This is a genomic window from Paenibacillus sp. FSL H8-0048 (assembly GCF_038002825.1).
GTDB lineage: Bacteria > Bacillota > Bacilli > Paenibacillales > Paenibacillaceae > Paenibacillus_AQ.
The window spans coordinates 4,436,497-4,460,768 of sequence record NZ_JBBODF010000001.1 but is presented as its reverse complement, the minus strand read 5'-3'; the positions used below and the strand labels follow the sequence as shown (position 1 = coordinate 4,460,768).

The 24,272-nt window shown below is 52.4% G+C and carries 21 protein-coding genes, 1 tRNA gene and 1 riboswitch; of the genes, 20 read left to right on the top strand and 2 right to left on the bottom strand.

Translation table 11 applies throughout. From position 1 onward, the window contains the following. Positions 1-33: 33 nt before the first annotated feature. From trxB to NSU18_RS18835, 12 genes are all read left to right on the top strand, one after another. Positions 34-987 (top strand): thioredoxin-disulfide reductase, encoded by a 954-nt coding sequence (trxB, locus tag NSU18_RS18890; protein WP_341015318.1) that lies wholly within the window; start codon positions 34-36, stop codon positions 985-987. A 49-nt stretch (positions 988-1,036) separates the two neighbouring features. Beyond that, positions 1,037-1,143, top strand: a riboswitch (TPP riboswitch). Between the two features lie 151 nt (positions 1,144-1,294). Continuing rightward, positions 1,295-2,995, top strand: coding sequence for a phosphomethylpyrimidine synthase ThiC (gene thiC, locus NSU18_RS18885; protein ID WP_341149797.1), 1,701 nt, complete (start codon positions 1,295-1,297; stop codon positions 2,993-2,995). A 162-nt stretch (positions 2,996-3,157) separates the two neighbouring features. Then, the gene (locus NSU18_RS18880; RefSeq protein ID WP_341149796.1) at positions 3,158-3,385 is read left to right on the top strand and encodes a DUF1858 domain-containing protein; all 228 of its coding nucleotides are present in this window, start codon (positions 3,158-3,160) and stop codon (positions 3,383-3,385) included. Positions 3,386-3,399: 14 nt separating this feature from the next. Further along, positions 3,400-4,662, top strand: a complete 1,263-nt coding sequence (locus NSU18_RS18875; protein ID WP_341149795.1) for a DUF438 domain-containing protein — start codon at positions 3,400-3,402, stop codon at positions 4,660-4,662. A 172-nt stretch (positions 4,663-4,834) separates the two neighbouring features. Further along, the gene (locus tag NSU18_RS18870) at positions 4,835-5,785 is read left to right on the top strand and encodes an ROK family glucokinase (RefSeq protein WP_341015313.1); all 951 of its coding nucleotides are present in this window, start codon (positions 4,835-4,837) and stop codon (positions 5,783-5,785) included. Positions 5,786-5,830: 45 nt separating this feature from the next. Beyond that, entirely contained in the window at positions 5,831-6,730 is a 900-nt protein-coding gene (gene rapZ / locus NSU18_RS18865; protein WP_341015311.1) for an RNase adapter RapZ, read from the top strand. 57 nt (positions 6,731-6,787) lie between these two features. Then, positions 6,788-7,729: a gluconeogenesis factor YvcK family protein gene (locus NSU18_RS18860; RefSeq protein WP_200869550.1), complete on the top strand. Its 942-nt coding sequence runs from the start codon at positions 6,788-6,790 to the stop codon at positions 7,727-7,729. An 18-nt stretch (positions 7,730-7,747) separates the two neighbouring features. Then, positions 7,748-8,677 (top strand): DNA-binding protein WhiA, encoded by a 930-nt coding sequence (whiA, locus tag NSU18_RS18855; RefSeq protein ID WP_036690073.1) that lies wholly within the window; start codon positions 7,748-7,750, stop codon positions 8,675-8,677. 97 nt (positions 8,678-8,774) lie between these two features. After that, positions 8,775-9,044 (top strand): HPr family phosphocarrier protein, encoded by a 270-nt coding sequence (locus NSU18_RS18850; RefSeq protein WP_036690075.1) that lies wholly within the window; start codon positions 8,775-8,777, stop codon positions 9,042-9,044. 147 nt (positions 9,045-9,191) lie between these two features. Beyond that, complete coding sequence (locus NSU18_RS18845; protein ID WP_341149794.1) at positions 9,192-9,947, top strand: SIMPL domain-containing protein; 756 nt, start codon at positions 9,192-9,194, stop codon at positions 9,945-9,947. A 361-nt stretch (positions 9,948-10,308) separates the two neighbouring features. Beyond that, the gene (locus NSU18_RS18840) at positions 10,309-11,421 is read left to right on the top strand and encodes a PdaC/SigV domain-containing protein (protein ID WP_341149793.1); all 1,113 of its coding nucleotides are present in this window, start codon (positions 10,309-10,311) and stop codon (positions 11,419-11,421) included. Between the two features lie 164 nt (positions 11,422-11,585). After that, positions 11,586-12,224, top strand: a complete 639-nt coding sequence (locus NSU18_RS18835) for a GDSL-type esterase/lipase family protein (RefSeq protein ID WP_341149792.1) — start codon at positions 11,586-11,588, stop codon at positions 12,222-12,224. Between the two features lie 75 nt (positions 12,225-12,299). On the opposite strand, the gene clpP is transcribed toward NSU18_RS18835, so the two are convergent. Beyond that, a complete protein-coding gene (gene clpP / locus NSU18_RS18830; protein ID WP_036690083.1) occupies positions 12,300-12,896 on the bottom strand; it encodes an ATP-dependent Clp endopeptidase proteolytic subunit ClpP in 597 nt (198 codons plus the stop codon). Between the two features lie 193 nt (positions 12,897-13,089). After that, positions 13,090-13,164 (bottom strand) — tRNA-Arg (locus NSU18_RS18825). 292 nt (positions 13,165-13,456) lie between these two features. Between NSU18_RS18825 and NSU18_RS18820 the strand changes: the two genes are divergently transcribed. The 8 genes from NSU18_RS18820 (at position 13,457) to rnr (ending at position 24,259) form a co-directional block, all read left to right on the top strand. After that, on the top strand, positions 13,457-14,509 hold the full coding sequence (locus NSU18_RS18820; RefSeq protein WP_341015305.1) for a sugar-binding transcriptional regulator: 1,053 nt from the start codon (positions 13,457-13,459) through the stop codon (positions 14,507-14,509). Positions 14,510-14,625: 116 nt separating this feature from the next. Continuing rightward, entirely contained in the window at positions 14,626-15,636 is a 1,011-nt protein-coding gene (gene gap / locus NSU18_RS18815; RefSeq protein WP_036690087.1) for a type I glyceraldehyde-3-phosphate dehydrogenase, read from the top strand. A 138-nt stretch (positions 15,637-15,774) separates the two neighbouring features. Further along, positions 15,775-16,956, top strand: a complete 1,182-nt coding sequence (locus NSU18_RS18810; RefSeq protein ID WP_341015303.1) for a phosphoglycerate kinase — start codon at positions 15,775-15,777, stop codon at positions 16,954-16,956. A gap of 27 nt (positions 16,957-16,983) precedes the next feature. Next, on the top strand, positions 16,984-17,739 hold the full coding sequence (tpiA, locus tag NSU18_RS18805) for a triose-phosphate isomerase (RefSeq protein WP_036690091.1): 756 nt from the start codon (positions 16,984-16,986) through the stop codon (positions 17,737-17,739). 2 nt (positions 17,740-17,741) lie between these two features. Further along, positions 17,742-19,286, top strand: a complete 1,545-nt coding sequence (gene gpmI / locus NSU18_RS18800; RefSeq protein ID WP_341015301.1) for a 2,3-bisphosphoglycerate-independent phosphoglycerate mutase — start codon at positions 17,742-17,744, stop codon at positions 19,284-19,286. A 56-nt stretch (positions 19,287-19,342) separates the two neighbouring features. Then, positions 19,343-20,629: a phosphopyruvate hydratase gene (gene eno, locus NSU18_RS18795; RefSeq protein WP_315412961.1), complete on the top strand. Its 1,287-nt coding sequence runs from the start codon at positions 19,343-19,345 to the stop codon at positions 20,627-20,629. Between the two features lie 229 nt (positions 20,630-20,858). After that, a complete protein-coding gene (gene secG / locus NSU18_RS18790; RefSeq protein ID WP_042132758.1) occupies positions 20,859-21,092 on the top strand; it encodes a preprotein translocase subunit SecG in 234 nt (77 codons plus the stop codon). 230 nt (positions 21,093-21,322) lie between these two features. Further along, entirely contained in the window at positions 21,323-24,259 is a 2,937-nt protein-coding gene (rnr, locus tag NSU18_RS18785) for a ribonuclease R (RefSeq protein ID WP_341151068.1), read from the top strand. Positions 24,260-24,272 lie beyond the last annotated feature (13 nt).

The window sequence follows — 24,272 nt, the reverse complement described above, 5'->3', positions numbered from 1 at the left end:
AGACACACACCTACTTGTAAGGAGGCCAATGTAATGTACAAAACGATTGTAATCGGAACAGGCCCGGCAGGGCTGACTGCCGCGATTTATCTGGCGCGTGCGAATCTGAGCCCGCTGGTAATTGAAGGCTTGCAGCCTGGGGGACAACTGACAACGACGACAGAAGTGGAGAACTTTCCAGGCTTCCCTGAAGGGATTCTGGGTCCTGACCTGATGGACAATATGCGCAAGCAGGCGGAACGCTTTGGCGCTGAATTCAAGAACGGCTGGGTGGAGTCGGTGGACTTCTCACAGCGCCCGTTCAAGGTAACCGTGGACGGGATGGGTGTACTGGAAGCAGAGTCCGTTATTATTTCAACCGGGGCTTCTGCAAGATATCTGGGCATCCCGGGCGAGCAGGAGAATGTGGGACGCGGGGTCAGCACCTGTGCGACCTGTGACGGCTTCTTTTTCCGTAATAAAAAGATTGTCGTCGTCGGCGGCGGAGACTCCGCCATGGAGGAAGCCAGCTTCCTGACCCGCTTTGCGTCCAGCGTAACGCTGGTTCACCGCCGTCCTGAGCTGCGTGCCTCGAAGATCATGCAGGACAGGGCCCGTGACAACAGCAAGGTAGCCTGGGCCTTGAACCGCACACCTGTTGAGGTAACAGTAGGAGAGACCGGAGTGAAGGGCCTTACAGTGCTTAATAATGAGACAGGTCAGACAGAGCTGGTAGAGGCAGACGGTGTGTTCGTAGCCATTGGACACACGCCGAACACAGCCTTCTTGGGCGGGCAGATCAATACGGATGCTAACGGCTATATCGTGGTGAACCCGGGTACCACCGAGACCAATATCCCTGGTGTATTCGCCTGCGGTGATGTGCAGGATACCCGTTACCGTCAAGCGATATCGGCAGCGGGAACCGGCTGTATGGCCGCCATGGATGCCGAGAAGTTCCTGGAAGGCACGATGGTGCACGACTGGAGCGAATCGCTGGACAAATAACGGGTTTACAAGAATTACCCGCACAGGTAAAATGTATTTAATTAGATAAGATACCCACTAGGGGAGCCTGAATAGGCTGAGACGGGAAAATTGAATTTCCGGACCCTTGAACCTGATCTGGATTATACCAGCGTAGGAAAGTGGAGTCGGACCTTTTTTGAATACAGTCTTATTTGGCTGTTCCTTTAATAAAGCCGCTCCAGGTGGAGCGGCTTTTTGATTTGTAAGAATCTATAGATTCTTCAGCTCAATCTGCTGCGTAACCTCTTATCTGATGATTGTACAGAACGAAGAGGAGGAGATTGAAATGACAGGAACGGGTAAGAACGAAGAGGTGGATCTGTCCGGATTCCCCGCAAGCCGTAAAGTGTATGTGGAGGGCTCACGCCCGGATATCCGGGTTCCGATGCGGGAGATCAGCCTTAGCAGAACCGAAGGCGTTGCCGGGGAAGAGGAGAATGCTCCGCTGCGTGTCTATGACACAAGCGGTATTTACACGGATGCCGCAGAGGAGACAGATATTAGGAGGGGGCTGCCGCCGCACCGTTCAAGCTGGATCGCGGAGCGCGGTGATTCGGAGGAATACACCGGAAGGGCGGTCCGGCCGGAGGATAATGGAATCCGCAGAGACGGGACTGCCGCTGAAGCTTGTCCAGGACTGAGCAGGAATCCCCGGCGGGCCTATACAGGCTGTAATGTGACCCAGCTGCATTATGCAAGGCAAGGGATCATCACGCCGGAAATGGAGTATATTGCGATCCGGGAGAATATCCGGCCGGAGTTCGTAAGGGATGAAGTGGCTGCGGGCCGTGCTATTATTCCGGCCAATATCAATCACCCGGAGAGTGAGCCGATGATTATCGGCCGTAGCTTCCTGGTGAAGATCAATGCGAACATCGGAAATTCTGCGGTCACTTCTTCTATAGAAGAGGAAGTGGAGAAGATGCGCTGGGCAACCCGCTGGGGGGCTGACACCATTATGGATCTCTCCACCGGCTCCAAGATCCATACTACCCGGGAGTGGATTATCCGCAATTCTCCTGTGCCGGTCGGTACAGTGCCCTTATACCAGGCGCTGGAGAAGGTGAACGGCATAGCCGAGAACTTAACCTGGGAGCTCTACCGTGACACCCTGATTGAACAGGCGGAGCAGGGGGTGGATTACTTCACTATTCATGCAGGGGTGCTGCGGCGCTATATTCCGCTTACTGCCCGGAGAATGACCGGCATCGTATCCCGGGGCGGTTCGATTATGGCCGCCTGGTGCCTGGCCCATCAGCAGGAGAACTTTCTGTACACACACTTCGAAGATATATGTGAGATTATGAAGACGTATGATGTGGCCTTCTCTCTGGGGGATGGCCTGCGTCCCGGCTCTATCGCCGATGCCAATGACGAAGCTCAGTTCGCCGAGCTGGAGACGCTGGGAGAGCTGACGCTGCTAGCCTGGAAGCACGATGTTCAGGTCATGGTCGAAGGTCCGGGGCATGTGCCGCTGCACAAGATTAAGGAGAATATGGACAAGCAGCTTGAGATTTGCCGGGAAGCTCCTTTCTATACGCTTGGGCCGCTGACTACGGATATTGCACCCGGCTATGATCACATCACATCGGCCATCGGAGCAGCGATGATCGGGGGGCTCGGAACGGCGATGCTGTGCTATGTCACTCCTAAGGAGCATTTAGGCCTGCCTGACAAGAATGATGTGCGCGAAGGAGTCATTACCTATAAAATTGCTGCACATGCCGCAGACCTCGCCAAGGGGCATCCGGGAGCGCAGGACCGGGACAATGCCCTGTCCAAGGCGCGGTTCGAGTTCCGCTGGCGCGACCAGTTCCATCTCTCCCTCGACCCGGAAAGGGCGCTCGCGTATCATGATGAGACCCTTCCTTCGGAGGGGGCCAAGCAAGCGCATTTCTGCTCGATGTGCGGCCCTAAATTCTGCAGCATGCGGATTTCGCATGATATCCGTAATTTCCATAGGGTGGAGCAAATTACTGTAACTTAGCTGCTAATACAGCGGAATCATAACATTCTTAGGCTATCCCCCAAGCTGAGTGGCTTGCGGGGATAGTCTTTTTGTAGTTAGTGATTACAATCACAATCCACCCCTGTACCCTATGCTAAGCTGAAGTTGAGAAGAATTCTCATTAGTGAGGTGTGCAAAAGGATGAGCATAGCGTTGAAGCTGGATGAATCGGTCTTTGAGCTGGTAACCAGGCACCCGGAAATTGTTGAGATCATGGTGGAGCTGGGTTTTCGTGATATTGCGAAGCCTGGAATGCTGCAGACTGCAGGACGATTCATGACCCTGTCCAAAGGAATGAAATTAAAGAAAATAGAGCTGGAAACCGTTCGGCTGGCCTTTCAGCGGCATGGTTTCGAGATTATAGAATAGAAGGGGAGATTACGATGAGCGAACTGATTAATAACCGCGAGGTCGATATTCCGGAACAGACGCGCCGCCAGGCTATGCTGAGAGAGATCATCAAGGAGCTGCATGCAGGCAAAAGCGTGGAGGAGGTTAAGGCGCGTTTTGAAGAGGCGGTAGGCGATGTTACGGTGGAGGAAATCTCCGCCATGGAGCACTCCCTGATGACCGAGGAAGGCATTCCGGTAGAGGAAGTACAGCGCCTCTGCTCCGTGCATACGGCCATTTTCAAAGGCTCAATTGAACAGATTCACCGTTCTTCTAAGCCTGAGGAGCAGCCCGGTCATCCCGTGCATACGTTCAAGCTGGAGAACCGCGAGATCGAGCGTCTGGTCAACTTCCGGCTGGAGCTGCATGCGGATAAGTTCAAGAAAAACGCCAGCGATGAGATTATTTTCAAGCTGCTGGAGGACCTGAGTCTGCTGCTCGATCTCGACAAGCATTACAGCCGCAAGGAGAATCTCCTGTTCCCTTACCTGGAGAAGTACGGCATTTACGGTCCTACGAAGGTAATGTGGGGAGTCGATGACGGAATCCGCAATATGATCAAGGAAGCCAAGAAGGCGCTTAGCGCCTATAACGGGGACAGCGGGCAAATTATAGCCGCACTTGAAGAGATTATTAAGGAAGTCAATGAGATGATCTTCAAGGAAGAGAATATTCTGCTCCCGATGGCGCTGGATAAGCTGACTGAGGATGAGTGGGTCAAAATTGCCCGTGAAAGCGATGAAATCGGCTTCTGCCTGACTGCGCCTGAACGGGAATGGATACCGGAACGTGCAGCGGAGCCAGAGGGCGCCGATGTTCCGGCGGGAGAAGGGGAAGGCCTGTCTCCGCAGGGCTTCATCCGGTTCGAGACCGGACTACTGTCGCTCCACCAGCTGGAGACGCTGATGAATCATCTGCCGGTGGATCTCACCTTTATCGATGAGAACGATGTCGTCCGCTATTTCTCGCATGGCAAGGAACGGATCTTCGCCCGGACGAAGGCTGTCATCGGCCGCACCGTGCAGAACTGCCATCCGCCGCAAAGCGTGCATGTTGTTGAGAAGCTGCTGGCGGACTTCAAGGCTGGAGTGAAGGATGCCGAGGATTTCTGGATTAACATTAAGGATAAATTCATCTATATCCGTTATTTCGCCGTGCGGGATGCAGACGGCCGTTATATGGGGACGCTGGAATTCACCCAGAATATCGCACCGATCCGTGCCCTTGAGGGCCAGAAGCGAATTTTGTCGGAATAGCATATTTATTATAGAAGAAACATTTGGACTTTCACGCGAGCAGCGGCGCCTGAGAGTCTTTTTGCTACGCCGTGACCCGGGTGTATCGCCTTTCCTTGACCGCAGGGGAGCCTTCTATTATAGTGGGTACGTAGGATTAACTATTTTAGCATAGAAAAAGGTGGCTTGTTACATGTCTGAACATATCTACGTTGGCGTGGATTTAGGTGGTACCACGATTAAGGTTGGAATCTGTAATGCCGAGGGAAGCCTGCTGCACACTTACGAAGGTCCGACAGGGACTGCGGATGGCGTCGATGCTGTCATCGATAATATCGAGAAGTATGTACGCCAGATTGTGGAGGACTCTCCGTATTCCTGGGACCAACTGGCTGGTGTAGGTGCGGGACTGGCCGGATTTACGAATATTCGTGAAGGAATCATCATCCTTGCGCCTAACATAGGATTTAGAGATGTGCCGATCCGCTCCATTCTGGAGGGTCGTCTGAACAAGCCAGTCAAAATAGACAATGATGCCAACGTGGCAGCACTGGGTGAAGCCTGGAGCGGGGCAGGCCGCGGTATTGAGAACTGTGTCTGCTATACGCTCGGTACGGGTGTCGGCGGCGGTATTATTATTAATGGTAAAGTGTATCAGGGCTTTGCCGGCCTGGCCGGTGAGCTGGGACATATCTCCGTAGTGCCTGATCTGGAAGCGATCCAGTGCGGCTGCGGGAACATGGGCTGTTTGGAAACCGTTTCCTCAGCGACAGGCATTATCCGTATGGCGAACGATGCTGTAGCACGTGGAGATCGGACCTCCTTGTCCACCGTTGAAAAAATCGCTGCGAAGGAAGTATTCGATGCCGCCAAGACAGGCGATGAGGTTGCGCTGCGGATTGTGAACCGGGCAGCCTTCTATCTGGGCAAATCGATGGCTTCCGTTGCTGCGGTGCTGAACCCTGAAGTATTCATCGTCGGGGGCGGGGTCTCCAAGGCAGGCGACATCCTGTTCGATGAAGTCCGCCGGGTGTTCGCTAAGCTGGCACCTGCCCCACTGCAGACCGGTGTTACGATTGTACCTGCAGCACTTGGCAATGACGCCGGTATTATTGGTGCGGCAGGTCTGCTCCTGCGTTCTTAAAAGACCGGAATTATTCATATACTAAACATAGGGAGGGATGCTGTAATGACCGACCTCGAGCAAACCCTGCCCGCCCATGCCACCCTGATTATCATTACAGGCATGTCGGGTGCGGGCAAGACGATTGCCGTGCAGAGCCTGGAGGATCTGGGATTCTTCTGCGTCGATAATCTTCCGCCTGTGCTAATCCCGAAATTCGCAGAGCTGATTGAACAGTCCAAGGGTAAAATCGCAAAGGTGGCGCTGGTCATCGACCTCAGGGGGCGTGAATTCTTCACCGCCCTGTCGGAGTCCTTGGCCTATATCAAGGACGAGTCAACGATCGGGTGTGAGATCCTTTTCCTGGATGCCACAGACTCGGTGCTTGTACAGCGTTACAAGGAGAGCCGGAGGCATCATCCGCTTGCTCCCAAGGGCATGCCGCTGGACGGCATCCGCATGGAGCGCCAGATGCTGGAGGAGCTGAAGAATTCGGCTACCCTGTGTCTGGATACCAGCAGCATGAAGCCAGTGCAGCTCAAAGAAAAAATAGTGTCACGCTTCTCCCACCTCGGGAAAAGCACCCTCTCGGTTAACATTACTTCTTTTGGATTCAAGTATGGGATTCCGATCGATGCTGACTTGGTGTTCGACGTCCGCTTCTTGCCTAATCCGCATTATGTGGACCAGCTGCGGCCCAAGACAGGCCAAGACAACGAGGTGTACGACTACGTAATGAAATGGCCTGAAACGCAAGAATTCCTGACCAAGCTGCTGGATATGCTTCAATTCCTTATTCCGCAATACCGCAAGGAAGGCAAATCCCAGATTATTATCGGCATCGGTTGTACCGGCGGCAAGCACCGTTCGGTAGCCATCGCCGAATACCTGGGCAAAATGCTGGGGGTTAGCGAGACGGAAACGGTAGCAGTCAGCCATCGGGATTCCGAACGCGACCGGCATTGATGAGAGAAGGGATGAATAGTGGCTGAAGAACAAGGACAGCGTCCGAAGATCGTCGTGATGGGCGGCGGGACCGGACTCTCCGTGATGCTCCGGGGGTTGAAAGAGAAGCCGCTGGATATCACGGCGATCGTAACTGTCGCAGATGACGGGGGAAGCTCCGGGATTCTGCGCAGTGAGCTGCAGATGCCGCCGCCAGGAGATATCCGCAACGTACTTACAGCTATGGCTGACGTTGAGCCTCTGATGGCGCAGATTATGAAGTACCGCTTCAGCAGCGGAGAAGGTTTAGCCGGACACAGCCTAGGCAATCTGATTCTGGCTGCACTTACCGATATCTCGGGGGACTTCGTTACAGCAGTCCGGGAGCTGAGCCGTCTGTTCGCCGTTCGCGGCCGGGTGCTGCCTGCAGCCGGAGAAGCAGTAATCCTGCATGCCGAGATGGCGGACGGGACGCTGATTACCGGCGAATCCAAAATCCCGGAGGCAGGCGGCGTTATTAAGCGCGTGTTCCTGGAGCCTGTGGATGTGGAGCCGCTGCCGGAGGCGCTGGAGGCTATCCGCAACGCAGATGCTATTCTGCTTGGTCCGGGCAGTCTGTATACCAGCATTTTGCCGAATCTGCTGGTACCTAAACTGGCGGAAGCCGTGGTGGCATCAGAGGCCATTAAGATTTTTGTATGCAATGTAATGACTCAGCCGGGTGAGACAGATAATTACACGGTGAATGACCATCTACAGGCCGTATATGACCATATCGGGCTGCATCTGTTCGATTATGTGATCGTGAATGACGGGGAGATCCCGGAGCAGGTGCAGATCAAATACGCCGAGAAGGGCGCCCGTCCGGTACAGCTTGACCGTGAGGCTGTAGACGGTAACGGGTATAAGGTGATTGCCGACAAGCTGGTATTATTTAAAACCTATTTGCGGCATGATACAGATAAGCTCAGTCACCATATTTTCCAGCTGGTGAAGGATTGGATTGACAGAAAGAGTTAAATGAAAGAGGTGAGCCCCTTGTCTTTTGCGGCCCTTACCAAAAAAGAGCTGACGATGGTCGAGAGTCCGCCCTGCTGCGAGAAAGCGGAAATGTCAGCGCTGATCCGAATGAACGGTTCGGTGCAGCTTTCGAGCAAAAAGGTGGTTCTCGACATTTCGACGGAGAACGCCGCGATTGCAAGGCGGGTATATTCTTTGCTTAAGAAATATTACCAGGTCCATATCGAGCTGCTCGTGCGTAAAAAAATGCGTTTGAAGAAGAATAACGTCTATATTGTAAGAATCCCGAACCAGGTCCAGGAGATCCTGAAGGATCTGCGGATTGTCTCTGAGGGCTTTATTTTCACGGATGGGATTGATGAGGAGATTGTCGGCAAGAATTGCTGCAAGCGCGCCTATCTGCGCGGGGCCTTCATGGCAGGCGGTTCGGTCAATAATCCGGAGGGCTCTTCGTACCACTTGGAAATCGCTTCCATGTATGAGGAGCACTGCAAGGCGCTCGTTGAGCTGGCTGGTGAATTTCACCTGAACGCCCGCTGCATAGAACGCAAAAAAGGCTTCATCCTATACATCAAGGAAGGCGAGAAGATTATCGAGTTCCTCAGTCTGATCGGCGCTCATCAGGCGCTGTTCAAGTTCGAGGATGTGCGGATCATGCGTGATATGCGTAACTCGGTCAACCGGATTGTGAACTGCGAAACGGCCAATCTGAACAAGACGATCAGTGCGGCGGTACGCCAGATTGAGAACATCAAGCTGCTGCAGCGCGAGGTGGGTCTGGAAAGTTTGCCGGATAAGCTGCGGGAGGTTGCCGAGATCAGACTGGCTCACCCGGATATTAACCTCAAGGAAGTCGGGGATATGCTGGGCGGGACGGTCAGTAAATCGGGTGTGAACCACCGTTTGCGCAAAATTGATGAGCTGGCGGACAAGGTCCGCGGCGGCTGATTATTTTTTTTCTAGTGCGGTATGCGTTATAATGATATAATATTATAAAATTAATGTGAAATTTTTTGGCAGATCTCAAATAGGGGGTAAGCGTTTCATGACAAAGCACCCGGTAGTTGTTCGGTTGAAGACGGGGCTCCATGCTCGGCCGGCAGCATTGTTTGTGCAAGAAGCTAATAAGTTTTCGTCGGAGATTTTCGTGGAAAAAGACGATAAAAAAGTGAACGCCAAGAGTATCATGGGCATTATGAGCCTTGCGATCAGTTCCGGTACGGAGATTCATATCAGCGCAGACGGTGCAGACGCGGAACAGGCTGTAACCGCTTTGACCAGTCTGGTAAGCAAGGAAGAGCTCGAGAATCAATAAATGCAATATGGTCTTACCAAAAGCCCTTAGGGGCTTTTTTTCATACCGGAATAAAAATAAATATTGTACATTGCTGATGCAACTTTTACCATGCTGTCCCGTCTAGAGGGTACTAACACTTAAACGAATCGAAAGGGGATGGCAAGCATGAGAAGATGGGGTAAATCGATTGGAGCAGTATTGCTGGCAGGGAGCTTGATGATTGGAGGAATGGGGTTGAGCGGAGTGCTGAGTGGACCTGAAAAGGCTTACGCTGACGAGGTGCAGAAGAACATTGTGAGCGTGGTGGGCAAAGGTGAGCTGTCGATTAAGCCGGATATCGCTTATCTCTCTATCGGGGTGAGCACTACAGCGGATACTGCACAGGAGGCACAGAAGGGTACAGCGGCGAAAATCTCCAAGCTGACGGCATTGTTCAAAACCACTTGGGGTATAGCCGACAAAGACATCCAGAGCAGCCAGTTCAACGTACAGCCTAATTACACCTACACGGAGAAGGACGGCCAGAAGGTCAAAGGCTATAATGCCCAGCACACTCTGGAGGTATCGTACCGTGATCTGACGAAGGTTGGGCAACTTTTGGACGCAGCCTCTACGGCCGGGGCGAACAACATCGGCAATGTGCGGTTTGCCATTGAAGATCCCTCTGCCTTCGAAGCACAGGTGATCGAGAAGGCTATGCAGAATGCAGACGTCAAAGCAGCAGCCATAGCCAAAGCGGCGAAACGGGGAGTGGGCCAGGTGGTTACGGTGATTCAGAGCGATGACGGCAATCATCCGGTTGTCTACGCTGAAGCAGCAATGATGCAGAAATCGTCAATGGATAACAATGCCGGCAGCTCTGTTGAACCCGGTCAGGTCAAAGTCACTACCCAATTAAATGTAACGTATGAACTGAAATAAACGTTTCGCATGAGGCGCTTGCTCTGCTGATTTGGCAGGGCGGGCGTTTTTTAAAATATAAGAATTTATATGCTTTACGCTATAAATTATCCTTCTATTTCTCGCTGAAACGGTACCGCCCTTTCAAAGGACGGCTAAGCCGTTTCCACTTGTATCGTTTCCACTTGGCGGTGAATTATTATTGAAATCTCTCAATTTGTTTATATAGTGGTAACAATATCTTTAGATAGAACCTTCAAAATTAAAGAAACTGTAAAGCGGATTGTAACAACCCCGGCGTCCATTCTCCCTATAATAGGAAGAGTGGAAATGAGGAACACAACTAGACCAGACACAGAACCGGATGAGAGGAGAAGCAATAATGACTAAGAACTCGACTTCAAAAAACAACGCCCGCCGATGGGGTGCAGGAATACTTGCCGCAGGGTTGCTCCTTGGGGGAACAGGAATCTTCCCGTCAGGGACGACGGAGGCTGCAGCTGCTGCTGCCCAGACGAAGGCTGACACTTCTCAGGTGGTGCTGAAGGTAAACGGTAAGATTACTTCACAAACGGGGCTGTTCAAAGAGGGAAAGGTATGGGTTCCGGTAACCTTCATGCGTGATTCGCTTGGCATGCCGCTGTCCTATGACAAGGCAGAGAAGGCGTATACCATTGGAACAGGCACTGCCCAGACGAAGCTAACTACTACAGACTATGGCATTACGATCAGCGTCAATAACTATTACATCGGAGACTATGAAGCGAAGCAGTGGAATAACAAGCTGTTCGTTCCGATGGATCTGCTGAATGATTACCTGGGCTATAAAAGCGACTGGAGCGCGGTCTCAGGACGGCTGAACTTGATGAAGAGAACGCAGAATGCAGTTACGATTAAGACCGCCAGCTATGTGAAGGATCATAAGGATGCCCCGATCCGCCTGGACTATCCGCAGGTTAGCGGCCTGGCCAGCCCGGAAGCTGAGAAGGCTATCAATGACGCGATCAAACAGACGGTGTTGAAGTTCGCAGCCGATGCCGAGGATCAAATTACTAAGCGGGCAAAAGATGACCGGCCCTATGAATTCGATGGCGGATATGTAGTCACTTACAATCAGAATGGCGTGCTCAGTCTGATTACGAATCAATATGAGTATACCGGGGGCGCACATGGTATGACCTACCGCAATGCGTTCACCTTCTCGCTCAAGGACGGGAAGCGCCTGCTGCTGGGCGATCTGTTCGGAGCGAATCCGAATTACAAGAAGCAGATGAATGCCGAAATTACCAAGGAATTCAAGAACTTCAGCGGAGGTTATCTCGGCGGATTCACCGGCTTGAACACCGAGAAATACTTCTATCTGAGAGACGGCAAGGTAGTGCTCTTCTTCCAGCTGTATGATTACACGGTATATGCCGCAGGCTTCCCGGAATTCAACTTCAGCTTCAAGGAACTCCTGCCGGACGGAAGCAGTCCGTTCACAGCGCTGAAATAATAGACCTTCATAAGAATACCCTAGAATGCCCTTGTACCTTCTCCGGGAGATGCAGGGGCATTCTTCATGTGCAGGGCCTAATCAGCTTGCCCTGCCGTTACCACTTCACCCGGATAGTCATAAGCTATAGAAGGCAAGCAGCTTATAACGGGGAGGGGAAGGTTATGGTCTATGCGTATACAGCGATCGGGGATTCACTAACAACCGGCTTCGGGGCGCTGCCCGGGAACGGCTTCGTCCCCGTCTACCGGCGGATGGCGGAAGGGAGGCTGGACACGCCGGTGGTGCCGGCGAATCTTGGTGTCAACGGTCTGACCACCGGGGGGCTTAGGCAACGGCTGAGGAGCTCCAATACCTACCGGGCGGCGGTGAAGGATGCACAGATCATTACGTTGTCCATTGGCGGCAATGACTTGATTAAAGCAGCCCGGGCAGCCGGGCCCCGGCCCGGTGAATTCCAGGGCTTGCTGCAGCAAGCGCTTAGGGACTGCAAGCGTAACTACAGCGACATCATGGGTAGCCTGACACAGCTCAAGGCAGGTTCCCGCAGCCCCTACATCCTCCGGATGGTCGGCCTCTATAACCCATATCCGCAGATAGATGAGGCAACAGAGTGGGTGCGGGATTTCAACCGCTATGCCGCAGGTTACAGCAGTAATAACGTAGGGTTTGCTTCGATATATCATGAATTTGCCGGCCATGAGCGGGGGCTGCTGTTCCTGGACCATATTCACCCGAACGGCAGAGGCTACCGTGTAATTGCAGGCAAGCTCGATGCCCTGGGGTACGGAGGCTTGAGGTAGGCATGAAGAAAGAGGCTGTAACATGACCGGACCGGTCTGTTACAGCCTCTTCGTGTATTCATTTGGATAGATTACTTATACGCCTGTCGGCAGAGTCTTCTCAATTACCTTGTCCACGATACCGTATTCAGCAGCGTCTGCAGCGCTCATGAAGTAGTCGCGGTCAGTATCCTTCTCGATCTTCTCCAGCGGCTGGCCTGTACGCTCGGACAGGATGCGGTTCAGCTTCTCACGCAGCTTGATGATGCGGCGGGCACGGATCTCGATATCCGAAGCCTGGCCCTGGGCACCGCCTAGCGGCTGGTGAATCATGATTTCACTGTTCGGCAGGGCAAAGCGCTTGCCCTTGGCACCGGCGTTCAGCAGGAACGCTCCCATGGAAGCGGCCATACCTACACAGATGGTGGATACATCCGGCTTAATGTATTGCATTGTATCGAAGATTGCCATACCCGCTGTGATGGAACCGCCTGGGCTGTTCACATACAGGTGAATATCCTTATCCGGGTCCTCGGCAGCCAGGAAGAGCATTTGTGCGATGATGGAATTGGCTACCACGTCATTAACCTCCGTTCCAAGGAAAATGATGCGGTCCTTCAGCAGGCGGGAATAGATGTCATAAGCGCGCTCACCGCGGTTGCTCTGTTCTACTACCATAGGAATATAACTCACGTGGAAAACCTCCTTGAAATTGGTGCTTCGAATGTGTTCATTTTTTACTGTTACCGTATTAACCACATGATAAACAAATTCAAACAAAAAGTCAAAGAAAGTCAAACTTACTTTCAAAAAAAAGAGCCCTCAAGCGGCTCATTGGTTAAATATAATATATCCGGCACTAAATTATGTACAAGCTTGAAAATAATGGCGCGCCCGCCAAGAATCGAACTTGGATCTCAGGCTTCGGAGGCCTACGTCATATCCATTGGACCACGGGCGCAACAGAAATTATTATAATACACATCTCAGATAAAAGCAATGTGTATTAAGCATGCTGCTCAAAAATTGTTTTGTCCCCCTCTATTAAGAGAGCCGGAGATGTGCCTCCTGCCTGCTGCGTGCCGGACAAGCCCATGCATAAGATGAAAGCGGGCTGAGAATTATAGTCTCGGAACACTTGCACTCGACGTCAGTTTTGGGTAGAATATGGGTGGGACTTAAAAAGTTAACCCGGGACATTTTGAGACCACGAACAGGGGATAAGAGAAAGACGAAGTTGCAGGAGTGAAAGCATGCGTAATCTATTGGAAATCCAAAAGCAGCTTCTGCCTGATCTCATGGAAACCCTTAAGAGACGGTATACGATTCTACATCAGATCATGCTGTCCGATATTATTGGGCGCAGGACGCTAGCCGCTTCGCTTGATATGACCGAGCGGGTACTGCGCGCCGAGACGGATCTTCTGAAATCGCAGGGGCTCATTGAGATCGAGAGCGTCGGTATGCGCATTAGCGATGCCGGTCGCAGACTGCTTGACCTGCTGGAGCCGGTCGCCAAGAGCCTATTCGGCCTGGATGATCTGGAAGAGAAAATTCGTACTACGTACGGTCTCACCAAAGTAATTGTGGTACCTGGCGATTGTGAGACATCGCCGTTCACCAAGCGTGAACTGGGGCGCGCAGGCTCCAAGGCACTGCTCAGCGTACTGCGCAGTGACGACACGGTTGCCGTCACAGGCGGATCAACCCTGGCCGAGATGGCCGATCAGCTGACCCCGCCGCTATCCCTTTCCTATAAGAACGCCTGGGTTGTTCCGGCGCGCGGAGGACTGGGAGAGAGTATGGAGATACAGGCCAACACCATTGCTTCAACCATGGCCAAACGGATTGGCGCCAATTACCGTCTGCTGCATGTGCCCGATCTGCTTAGCGGAGACGCTTATCAGTCGCTTGCGCAGGACTCCAACATTGGAGAGATTGTACAAATTATCCGCAGATCGCGTATTATTGTACATGGAATAGGTGATGCCATTGAAATGACCCACCGCCGCAAGCTGGACTCCGGGACAATCTCAGAGATTCAGGGTGAGGGTGCTGTAGCCGAATCCTTCGGATACTACTTTAATGAGGACGGCGAAGTGGTTCACACTATGCTGACCATGGGGCTGCGCCTGGAAGACATTATCCGCACAGAAGTCGTTATCGGTATTGCCGGCGGCAAACGTAAGGCGAAGGCCATTCATGCGATGCTGCGGTTCGGGCAAGAGGATATTCTCGTCATCGACGAGGCGGCGGCTGTCGAAATCGGCAAGGAAATCGACACACAGCTACAAAAGGTCCTATAGATTCCATTAAATGGGGCGCGCACAAAGGGTTTATGCATTATACTTAACATTGTTGTCTTGACGAGCCTCACGGCCTGTCTTGAATAAATAAAACGAACTCTAGGAGGAACTATTCAATGAGTGTAAAAGTTGGTATTAACGGTTTTGGACGTATTGGACGCCTTGCATTCCGCCGTATTCAAAATGTAGAAGGTATCGAAGTGGTAGCAATCAATGACTTGACTGACGCTAAGATGCTTGCTCATTTGCTTAAATATGATACAACTCAAGGTAAATTCCAAGGCGATGTTGAAGTGCATGACGGCTTCTTCAAAGTTAACGGTAAAGATGTTAAGGTTCTGGCGAACCGCAACCCTGAAGAGCTTCCTTGGGGAGAGCTTGGCGTTGATATCGTTCTGGAATGTACTGGTTTCTTCACAACTAAAGAAGCCGCTGAGAAGCACCTGAAAGGCGGAGCTAAAAAAGTAGTTATTTCCGCTCCAGCTACAGGCGACATGAAAACTGTTGTGTACAACGTTAACGATGACATCCTTGACGGTTCCGAAACAGTAATCTCCGGTGCATCTTGCACAACGAACTGCTTGGCTCCTATGGCCAAAGTTCTGAACGACAAGTTCGGTATCATCGAAGGTCTGATGACTACTATCCACGCTTACACAGGTGACCAGAATACTCTTGATGCTCCACACGCAAAAGGCGACTTCAGACGTGCCCGCGCTGCTGCTGAGAACATCATCCCTAACACTACCGGTGCTGCTAAAGCCATCGGCCTGGTTATTCCAGAACTGAAGGGCAAACTTGACGGTGCAGCACAACGTGTGCCTGTAGCTACAGGTTCCCTGACTGAGCTGGTTACTGTTCTGGATAAGAGCGTAACCGTTGAAGAAATCAATGCAGCCATGAAAGAAGCTTCTGACCCAGAAACTTACGGCTACACTGAAGATGAAATCGTATCTTCCGACATCAAGGGTATGACTTTCGGTTCCCTGTTCGATGCAACTCAGACTAAAGTACTGACTGTTGGCGACAAACAGCTGGTTAAAACTGTTGCTTGGTACGACAATGAAATGTCCTACACTGCACAGCTGGTTCGTACTTTGGAGAAATTCGCTAAGCTTGCAAAATAAGACAGTTTTCATATAAGCACTACAATAGAGCGGAAACAAGGAAAGTCTGTTTCCGCTCTTTCTAAATGAACTGAAATGGATTCGTTTGAAAATGGCTTCGTGAAGGAACCAATTTTGGGTGTGGAGGAAATGTTAATCATGAACAAAAAAAGTGTCCGTGATGTAGAAGTAAAAGGCAAACGCGTATTTGTGCGCGTGGATTTCAATGTGCCAGTGGAAGACGGCAAGATCACTGATGATACCCGTATCCGCGAAACCCTTCCAACAATTAAATACCTGATTGAGAACGGTGCAAAGGTCATTCTGGCCAGCCATATGGGCCGTCCTAAAGGTGAATTCGTTGATTCCATGCGGTTGACTTCCGCTGCAGTCCGTTTGTCTGAATTGCTCGGCAAACCGGTAGCCAAGGCGGATGAGGCCATTGGCGAAGCGGTAAAAGCGAAAATCGCTGAACTGAACGATGGCGATGTGCTTGTGCTTGAGAATGTCCGTTTCTACAAAGGCGAAGAGAAGAATGATCCTGAACTGGCTAAGCAGTTCGCTGAACTGGCTGACCTGTTCGTCAATGACGCATTTGGCGCAGCTCACCGTGCCCATGCTTCGACAGAAGGAATCGCTCACTTCCTGCCTGCAGTATCCGGTCTGCTAATGGAGAAAGAATTGTCCGTTCTCGGTAAGGCACTTTCTAACCCGGAACGTCCTTTCACGGCCATCATCGGCGGCTCCAAGGTTAAAGACAAGATTGACGTTATCGATAACCTGCTGAATCTGGCTGACAATGTACTGATTGGCGGCGGCCTCTCTTACACGTTCACCAAGGCTCAAGGCTTCGAAATCGGTAAATCCCTGGTAGACAACGACAAGATTGATGCAGCGCTTGGATTCATCGAGAAGGCCAAGAAGCTGGGCAAGAACTTCGTGCTTCCTGTTGACGTTGTAGTCGCTGACAAGTTCGGTGCAGATGCCAACACCAAGATTGTAGATGCAACCGAGATTCCTGCTGACTGGGAAGGTCTGGACATCGGTCCTAAGACTCGTGAAATCTATGCCGATATTATCAAAAACTCCAAGCTGGTTGTATGGAATGGACCGATGGGTGTATTTGAAATTGACATCTTCGCTGAAGGTACAAAGGCTGTAGCTCAGGCTTGCGCTACTACCGAAGGCTACACTGTTATTGGCGGCGGCGATTCCGCTGCAGCTGCTGAGAAATTCCACCTCGCAGACCAGATGGATCACATCTCCACTGGCGGCGGCGCATCGCTCGAGTTCATGGAAGGCAAGGCTCTTCCAGGTGTAGAGGCACTGAACGACAAGTAATACCGAAGAGGGAGGCAATACATCACTATGAGTAGAACACCTATTATTGCAGGCAACTGGAAAATGTTCAAAACCGTTCCGGAAGCCGAAGGCTTCATCGCTGAAATCAAAGGCCAGGCGGAAGTAGCAGGCGTAGAGACTGTTATCTGCGCGCCATTCACTAACCTGCCTGCACTGGTTGCAGCAGTACAAGGCACCACCATCAAGATTGGTGCACAGAACCTGCACTTCGAAGATAACGGCGCTTATACAGGTGAGATCAGCGGCGTAATGCTGAAGGATCTTGGTGTAGAGTATGTTATTATCGGTCACTCCGAACGCCGTGCTTATTTCGGTGAGACGGACGAAATCGTCAACAAAAAAATGCATGCGGCATTCCGTCACGGCATTACTCCAATTGTCTGCGTAGGCGAAAAGCTTGAAGAGCGTGAAGCTGACCAGACTAAGGACGTATGTAAGGTTCAGACTGAAGCTGCATTTGCCGGTCTTAGCGCAGAGCAGGCAGCAAGCGTAGTTATCGCTTACGAGCCAATTTGGGCGATCGGCACAGGTAAATCCTCCACTTCCCAGGATGCCAACGAAGTTATTGCTTATATCCGTACCCTTGTTAAAGGCCTGTACGATGAAGCAACAGCTGAAGCGGTACGTATCCAATACGGCGGCAGCGTGAAGCCTGAGAATGTAACGGAGTACATGAGTCAAAGCGACATCGACGGCGCTCTAGTCGGCGGTGCCAGCCTGCAGCCTGCTTCCTTCGTTTCACTCGTTGAGGGGGCGAAGTAAGAATGTCAGCTCCAAGACCTGTAGCACTGATTATCATGGACGGCTTCGGACTGCGGAACACGGATGAAGGCAATGCGGTTGCCCAAGCCAACAAGCCGAACTACGACCGTTACCTGAAGCAATATCCGAATACCACGCTTACCGCTTGCGGCGAAGCTGTAGGTCTGCCGGAAGGCCAAATGGGTAACTCTGAAGTAGGTCACCTTAACATCGGTGCCGGCCGTATTGTATACCAGGACCTCACCCGTATCGATAAGTCGATCCGCGACGGTGAATTCTTTGAGAACGAAACGCTGGTGGCTGCCGTAAGAAGCGCCAAATCAAATGGCAAAAAGCTTCACCTCTATGCCCTGGTATCCGATGGCGGCGTACACAGCCACATCAATCACCTGTTCGCCATGCTCGATTTGGCCAAAAAAGAAGATCTGCATGAAGTTTATATTCATGCCTTCATGGATGGCCGTGACGTACCACCCGACAGTGGACAGAAGTTCATTCAGGATCTGGTCGCCAAGATTGAAGAGGTTGGCGTAGGAACGATTGCTACGGTATCCGGACGTTACTTCGCGATGGACCGTGACAAACGTTGGGATCGTGTAGAGAAGGCTTACCGTGCAATGGTATATGGCGAAGGCCCTAAATATACCGATGCCCTTCAAGCCATCACTGCATCCTACCAGAATTCTGTGTTCGATGAATTCGTGGAACCAAGTGTAATTGTGGACAGCCAGAACAACCCGGTAGCGACAGTGGAGAGCGGCGATTCCGTCATTTTCCTTAACTTCCGTCCTGACCGCGCGATTCAGCTGTCGCAAGTGTTCACGAACTCGGATTTCCGCGGCTTTGACCGTGGACCTAAGTTCCCGCAAGGCCTGCACTTCGTATGCCTGACTACCTTCAGTGAGACGGTTCAAGGCTTCGTGGCTTACTCCCCGAAGAACCTCGACAACACGCTCGGTGAAGTGCTGGTTCAGCAGAACAAGAAGCAGCTGCGTATTGCGGAGACGGAGAAGTATCCGCATGTGACCTTCTTCTTCAGCGGCGGACGCGATGAGGAGCTTCCGGGCGAGACCCGTATCCTGATTAACTCGCCGAAAGTGGCAACCTATGATATGAAGCCTGAGATGAGCGCTTACGAAGTGGCGGCGGCCTGCGTAGCGGAGATTGAAGCGGATAGACAGGATGCCATTATCCTGAACTTTGCCAACCCTGATATGGTAGGACACTCCGGCATGCTGGAGCCTACAATCAAGGCGGTTGAAGTAACGGACGAATGCGTAGGTATGGTTGTGGATGCTGTAGTTGCCAAGGGCGGCGTTGCTATTATCATTGCCGACCACGGAAATGCTGATATGGTATTCGATGAGAACGGACGCCCGTTCACAGCCCATACCACTAACCCGGTTCCGTTCATCGTTACCACTGAAGATGTAGTACTGCGTGAAGCTGGTATTCTCGCAGATGTGGCACCGACGATCCTGGATCTGATGGGACTTCCGCAGCCTGCGGAAATGACCGGACAATCCATGATTGCCAGCCGCAAATAAGCAAGACATCTGTTTGTGTAAACCCAAAACCATTGTATAAAAGGAGATTAACTTACATGACTATTATTTCTGATGTGTATGCACGCGAAGTCCTTGACTCCCGTGGTAACCCTACTGTAGAGGTTGACGTATATCTGGAGTCCGGCGCAAAAGGCCGCGCTATCGTTCCTTCCGGCGCTTCCACTGGCGCTCATGAAGCTGTAGAGCTTCGTGACGGCGACAAATCCCGTTACATGGGTAAAGGCGTTCTGAAAGCTGTTGAGAACGTAAACGAAATTATCGCTCCGGAAGTAATCGGTATGGACGCTCTTGACCAAGTGGGCATTGACAAGCTGATGATCACTTTGGACGGAACTCACAACAAAGGCAAGCTGGGCGCTAACGCTATCCTGGCAGTATCCATGGCTGTAGCACGCGCTGCTGCAACTGCTCTGGACATTCCTTTGTATGTATACCTGGGCGGATTCAACTCCAAGACTCTTCCAGTACCGATGATGAACATCATCAACGGTGGTGAGCATGCCGATAACAACATCGACGTTCAAGAGTTCATGGTTCTTCCAGTAGGCGCTCCAAGCTTCAAGGAAGCACTGCGTACTGGTGCAGAAATCTTCCACAACCTGAAATCCGTACTGCAATCCAAAGGCCTGAACACAGCTGTTGGCGACGAAGGCGGCTTCGCACCGAACCTAGGCTCCAATGAAGAAGCGATCACTACAATCATCGAAGCGATCGAAAAAGCCGGCTACAAACCAGGCGTTGACGTATTCCTTGGTATGGACGTTGCTTCCACTGAGTTCTACAAAGATGGTAAATACACACTTGCAGGCGAAGGTAAATCTTACACTTCCGCTGAGTATGTTGACCTGCTGGCTTCATGGGTTGAGAAGTACCCAATCATCACGATCGAAGACGGTATGTCTGAAGATGACTGGGATGGCTGGAAATTGCTGACTGAAAAATTGGGCGACAAAGTCCAATTGGTGGGTGATGACCTGTTCGTTACAAACACTGAGCGTCTGGCAACAGGTATCGAAAAAGGCATCGGTAACTCCATCCTGGTTAAGGTTAACCAGATTGGTACACTGACTGAAACCTTCGATGCGATTGAAATGGCGAAACGTGCCGGCTACACAGCTGTAATCTCCCACCGTTCCGGTGAGTCCGAAGACAGCACTATCGCTGACATCGCTGTAGCAACCAACGCTGGTCAGATCAAGACTGGTGCTCCTTCCCGTACTGACCGTGTGGCTAAATACAACCAACTGCTTCGCATCGAAGACGAGCTGGGCGAATTGGCTCAATACAATGGTCTGAAATCCTTCTACAACCTCAAAAGATAATTTCTTTTGAATCTATAGGTACAATGAGCCTGCCGGTTTCCGGCAGGTTTTTTGCTGCAGCCTGCTCGGTATAGAGGGAAAGGTAAGATTTTCATAGAGAGATAGGCGGGAATGCAGTCTGGAAGGTTGTATTCATTCCGGGGCTATGATAAAATAAAAATGCTGTTTATGAAACGGAAATTCTAATTTAGCATAGATAGTGATGCTTGGACGTAGGAGGTGGAAGTGAATGGATATCTTTTTGAAAGTGGTGCTTCTGATTTTTGCCGTAGGTCTGATTGCGGTCGTTCTTCTGCAAAAAGGGAAAAGTGCAGGTCTTTCCGGTGCCATCTCCGGCGGTGCTGAGCATCTCTTCGGTAAAACAAAGGCACGCGGTATGGAGCTTGTGCTGCAGCGTGTAACAGTTGGTCTGGCGGCTGGATTTTTCATCATGTCAATTGTTGTAGCCATTGTTATTGACTAGTTGGTTAACAGTAAGCCTTCGCTCTGTTCTGAATGGAATAGACGGGGGCTTTTTTGTATGCAGATTTAATATTGTGAACATCATAACAGGGATGCCCGGGATTGATTTCGTGTATACTAGGGTATGAAGTATATAAAGGTAAATTTTACTTGAAATGATTACTGTGCAGTAGGACAAGGCATACAGTATGCCAATGCATAGGAATGCAGCAGGAGGCTGAGGTGACGAACATGATAACACAGGAAATCTTACTTGATTTCATGCGGGAGACCGCTTATAAACCACTAACTTATGAAGAACTGGTGAGCCATTTCGCCGTGGAGGATAGTGCCGATTTCAAAGCCTTTGAGGCTCTGTTGATTGAACTGGAAAAGGACGGACGGATCATACTGACCCGGGGCAGCCGCTATGGTGTGCCTGAGCGGATGGATTTGCTGCGCGGACGGCTGCAGGTTCATGCGAAGGGCTTTGCTTTTCTGATTCCCGATAACCGGGAGCACCCGGATGTGTATATCCACGCGAACGATCTGAAGGGTGCAATGAACGGCGATACCGTCTTGATCCGTATTACCTCGAAGAGCCCGTCCGGCGGGCGTATGGAAGGCGAAGTGGAACGGATTCTGATCAGAGGCGTGTCGCAGACGGTAGGTGTCTTCCAGAGCCTGGAGACGTATGGCTTCGTGCTGCCTGACGATAAGCGGATTAACCGGGATATTTTCATCCCCAGGGAGTCTTTCAAGGGTGCGGTTGACGGGGAAAAGGTGGTTGTCCGCATCGTGAACTATCCGGAGGGCCGTGCTGCGGCTGAGGGTGAGATCATTGAGATCCTTGGCCATAAGGATGATCCGGGCGTGGATATTCTGTCGGTCATCCGTAAGCATCAGCTTCCGGAGGCTTTTCCGGCTGAGGTAATGACGGAAGCGGAGCAGGCGCCGGATTCGATCACAGATGAAGAGATTATCGAGCAGGGGCGGCGTGATCTGCGCGGGCTCAATATCGTAACGATTGACGGCGCTGATGCCAAGGATCTGGATGATGCGGTCAACGTACAGCGTCTGGAGAATGGTCATTATAAGCTGGGCGTTCATATTGCTGACGTAGGCTATTATGTGCGTGAAGGCTCTGAGCTGGACAAGGAAGCCTATGACCGCGGGTGCAGTGTGTACCTGGTGGACCGTGTCATTCCGATGCTTCCGCACCGGTTGTCGAACGGTATCTGCAGCTTGAATCCGCAGGTTGACCGTCTGACGATGTCCTGTGAAATGGAATTCGATGAGCAGATGAAGGTCGTGAAGCACGACGTCTTCACCAGTGTCATCCGCACGAAGGAGAGAATGACTTACTCTGACGTACGGAAGATTGTCGAGGATGAAGATCCTGAGCTGCTGGAGCGTTATGCTCCGCTGATCGGGGATTTCCGGCTGATGAAGGAGCTGGCGATGAAGCTGCGCGCTGCCCGGATGCGGCGCGGGGCGGTGGATTTCGATTTTGAAGAGAGCAAGATTATTGTAGATGAGGCCGGTAAGGCTATTGATATTGTAAAACGTGAGCGTTCTGTGGCGGAGCAGATTATTGAAGAGTTCATGCTGGTCGCTAATGAGACGGTGGCCGAACATTTCCACTGGCTGAAGGTTCCGTTCCTGTACCGGATTCATGAGGACCCGGACCCGGAGAAGCTGCAGAACTTTATGGCTTTTGCGGCTAACTTCGGTTACCACGTGAAGGGCCGGGGGAATTCGGTTCACCCGCGTGCGCTCCAGGATCTGCTGGAGCAGATTCAGGGAACGAAGGAGCAGACGGTTATCAGCACGATGATGCTGCGCTCCATGAAGCAGGCGAAGTACGATGCCGAGAGCACCGGGCACTTCGGGCTGGCAGCGGAGTTCTATTCCCACTTCACCTCACCGATCCGCCGTTATCCCGATCTGGTAATTCACCGCGTTATGCGTGAGGTTCTTGAGAATGGCGGAGCGCTAAGCGAGAAGCGTCACGAATACCTGGCCTCCCGGATGCCGGATATTGCGCAGCAGTCTTCGGAGCGCGAGCGTGTGGCTGTGGAAGCCGAGCGCGATACCGAGCAGCTGAAGAAAGCGGAGTTCATGCAGGACAAGGTTGGCGAGGAATTCGAAGCCATGATCAGCAGCATGACCAGCTTCGGAATGTTCATTGAGCTCGACAATACGGTCGAAGGTCTCATTCGCCTCAGTGCGCTTACGGATGATTACTACCACTTCGATGAAGCTCATATGGCGCTGATCGGCGAACGTACCTCCAAGGTGTTCCGCATCGGCGATGAAGTGAAGATCCGTGTCGCTAAGGTCAACATGGATGACCACACCATTGACTTCGAGCTGGTCGATATGAAGCCGCGTGCGGCAGGAGATCACCGGAGCTACGGTGGCCGTGGGGGCAAGGGCGGCCGTCCGGGCGCCGGAGGCTTCAGCAAGCCGTTCGCCGGTAAGGCCGGAGGCGGCAAAGGCCGTGGCGGTAAAGGCAAGCCCGGCAGTGTGGCCGCCGGAGGCAAGAACGGTGCCGGTAAGAAGAAGGGCGGCGCGGGTTCGGGCGGTAGCTTCGGCGCGGCCGGGAAGAACGGTGCCCCTGCCGCAGCAGGCGGGGGCGGAAGCCTTGGCGCCGCTCCTGCAGGCGCCGGAAACGGGCCGCGCGCAGACGGAGCGGCGGCGTGGGACACCGCCGGCGCAGCAGGCAGCGGCCGCAAGCGCGGCCGTGGGCCGGAAGCGGCAGCGCGGCGCGGTCTGGCCGCCGCCGCAGGCGCAGCGGGCGGCGCGAAGGCGGACCGCCGGGGCGAAGCCGGCGGGTCTGGCGCTCCGCGCGAGGGCGGCAGAGGCCGCGGCGCGGAGGGTGGTGGCGGTGCCGGGGGCCGCGGCATCGCATTCAGCTTTGGCTCGGGCAAGGGCGGCTACGGCGCGCCGAGCGGTGGCGGGTCTGAGCAGGCGGGCGGTGAGCTGCGCGGCGTAGACGCGGGCACACGGTTCCGCAGCCGCGAGGACCTGGGGCCTGACGGGCGCGGCGCAGCGCCCGAGGGCAAGAGCCGCCGCAAGAAGAAGAAAGGCGGCGTGTTCATTGGGCCTTCCGTGACGCCAGGCACTGATAAGGCCGCGGATACGCAGAAAGTTAAGCGCAAGAAAAGAAAAAAGAACGTGGACTAGAAGAGCTAGAGGT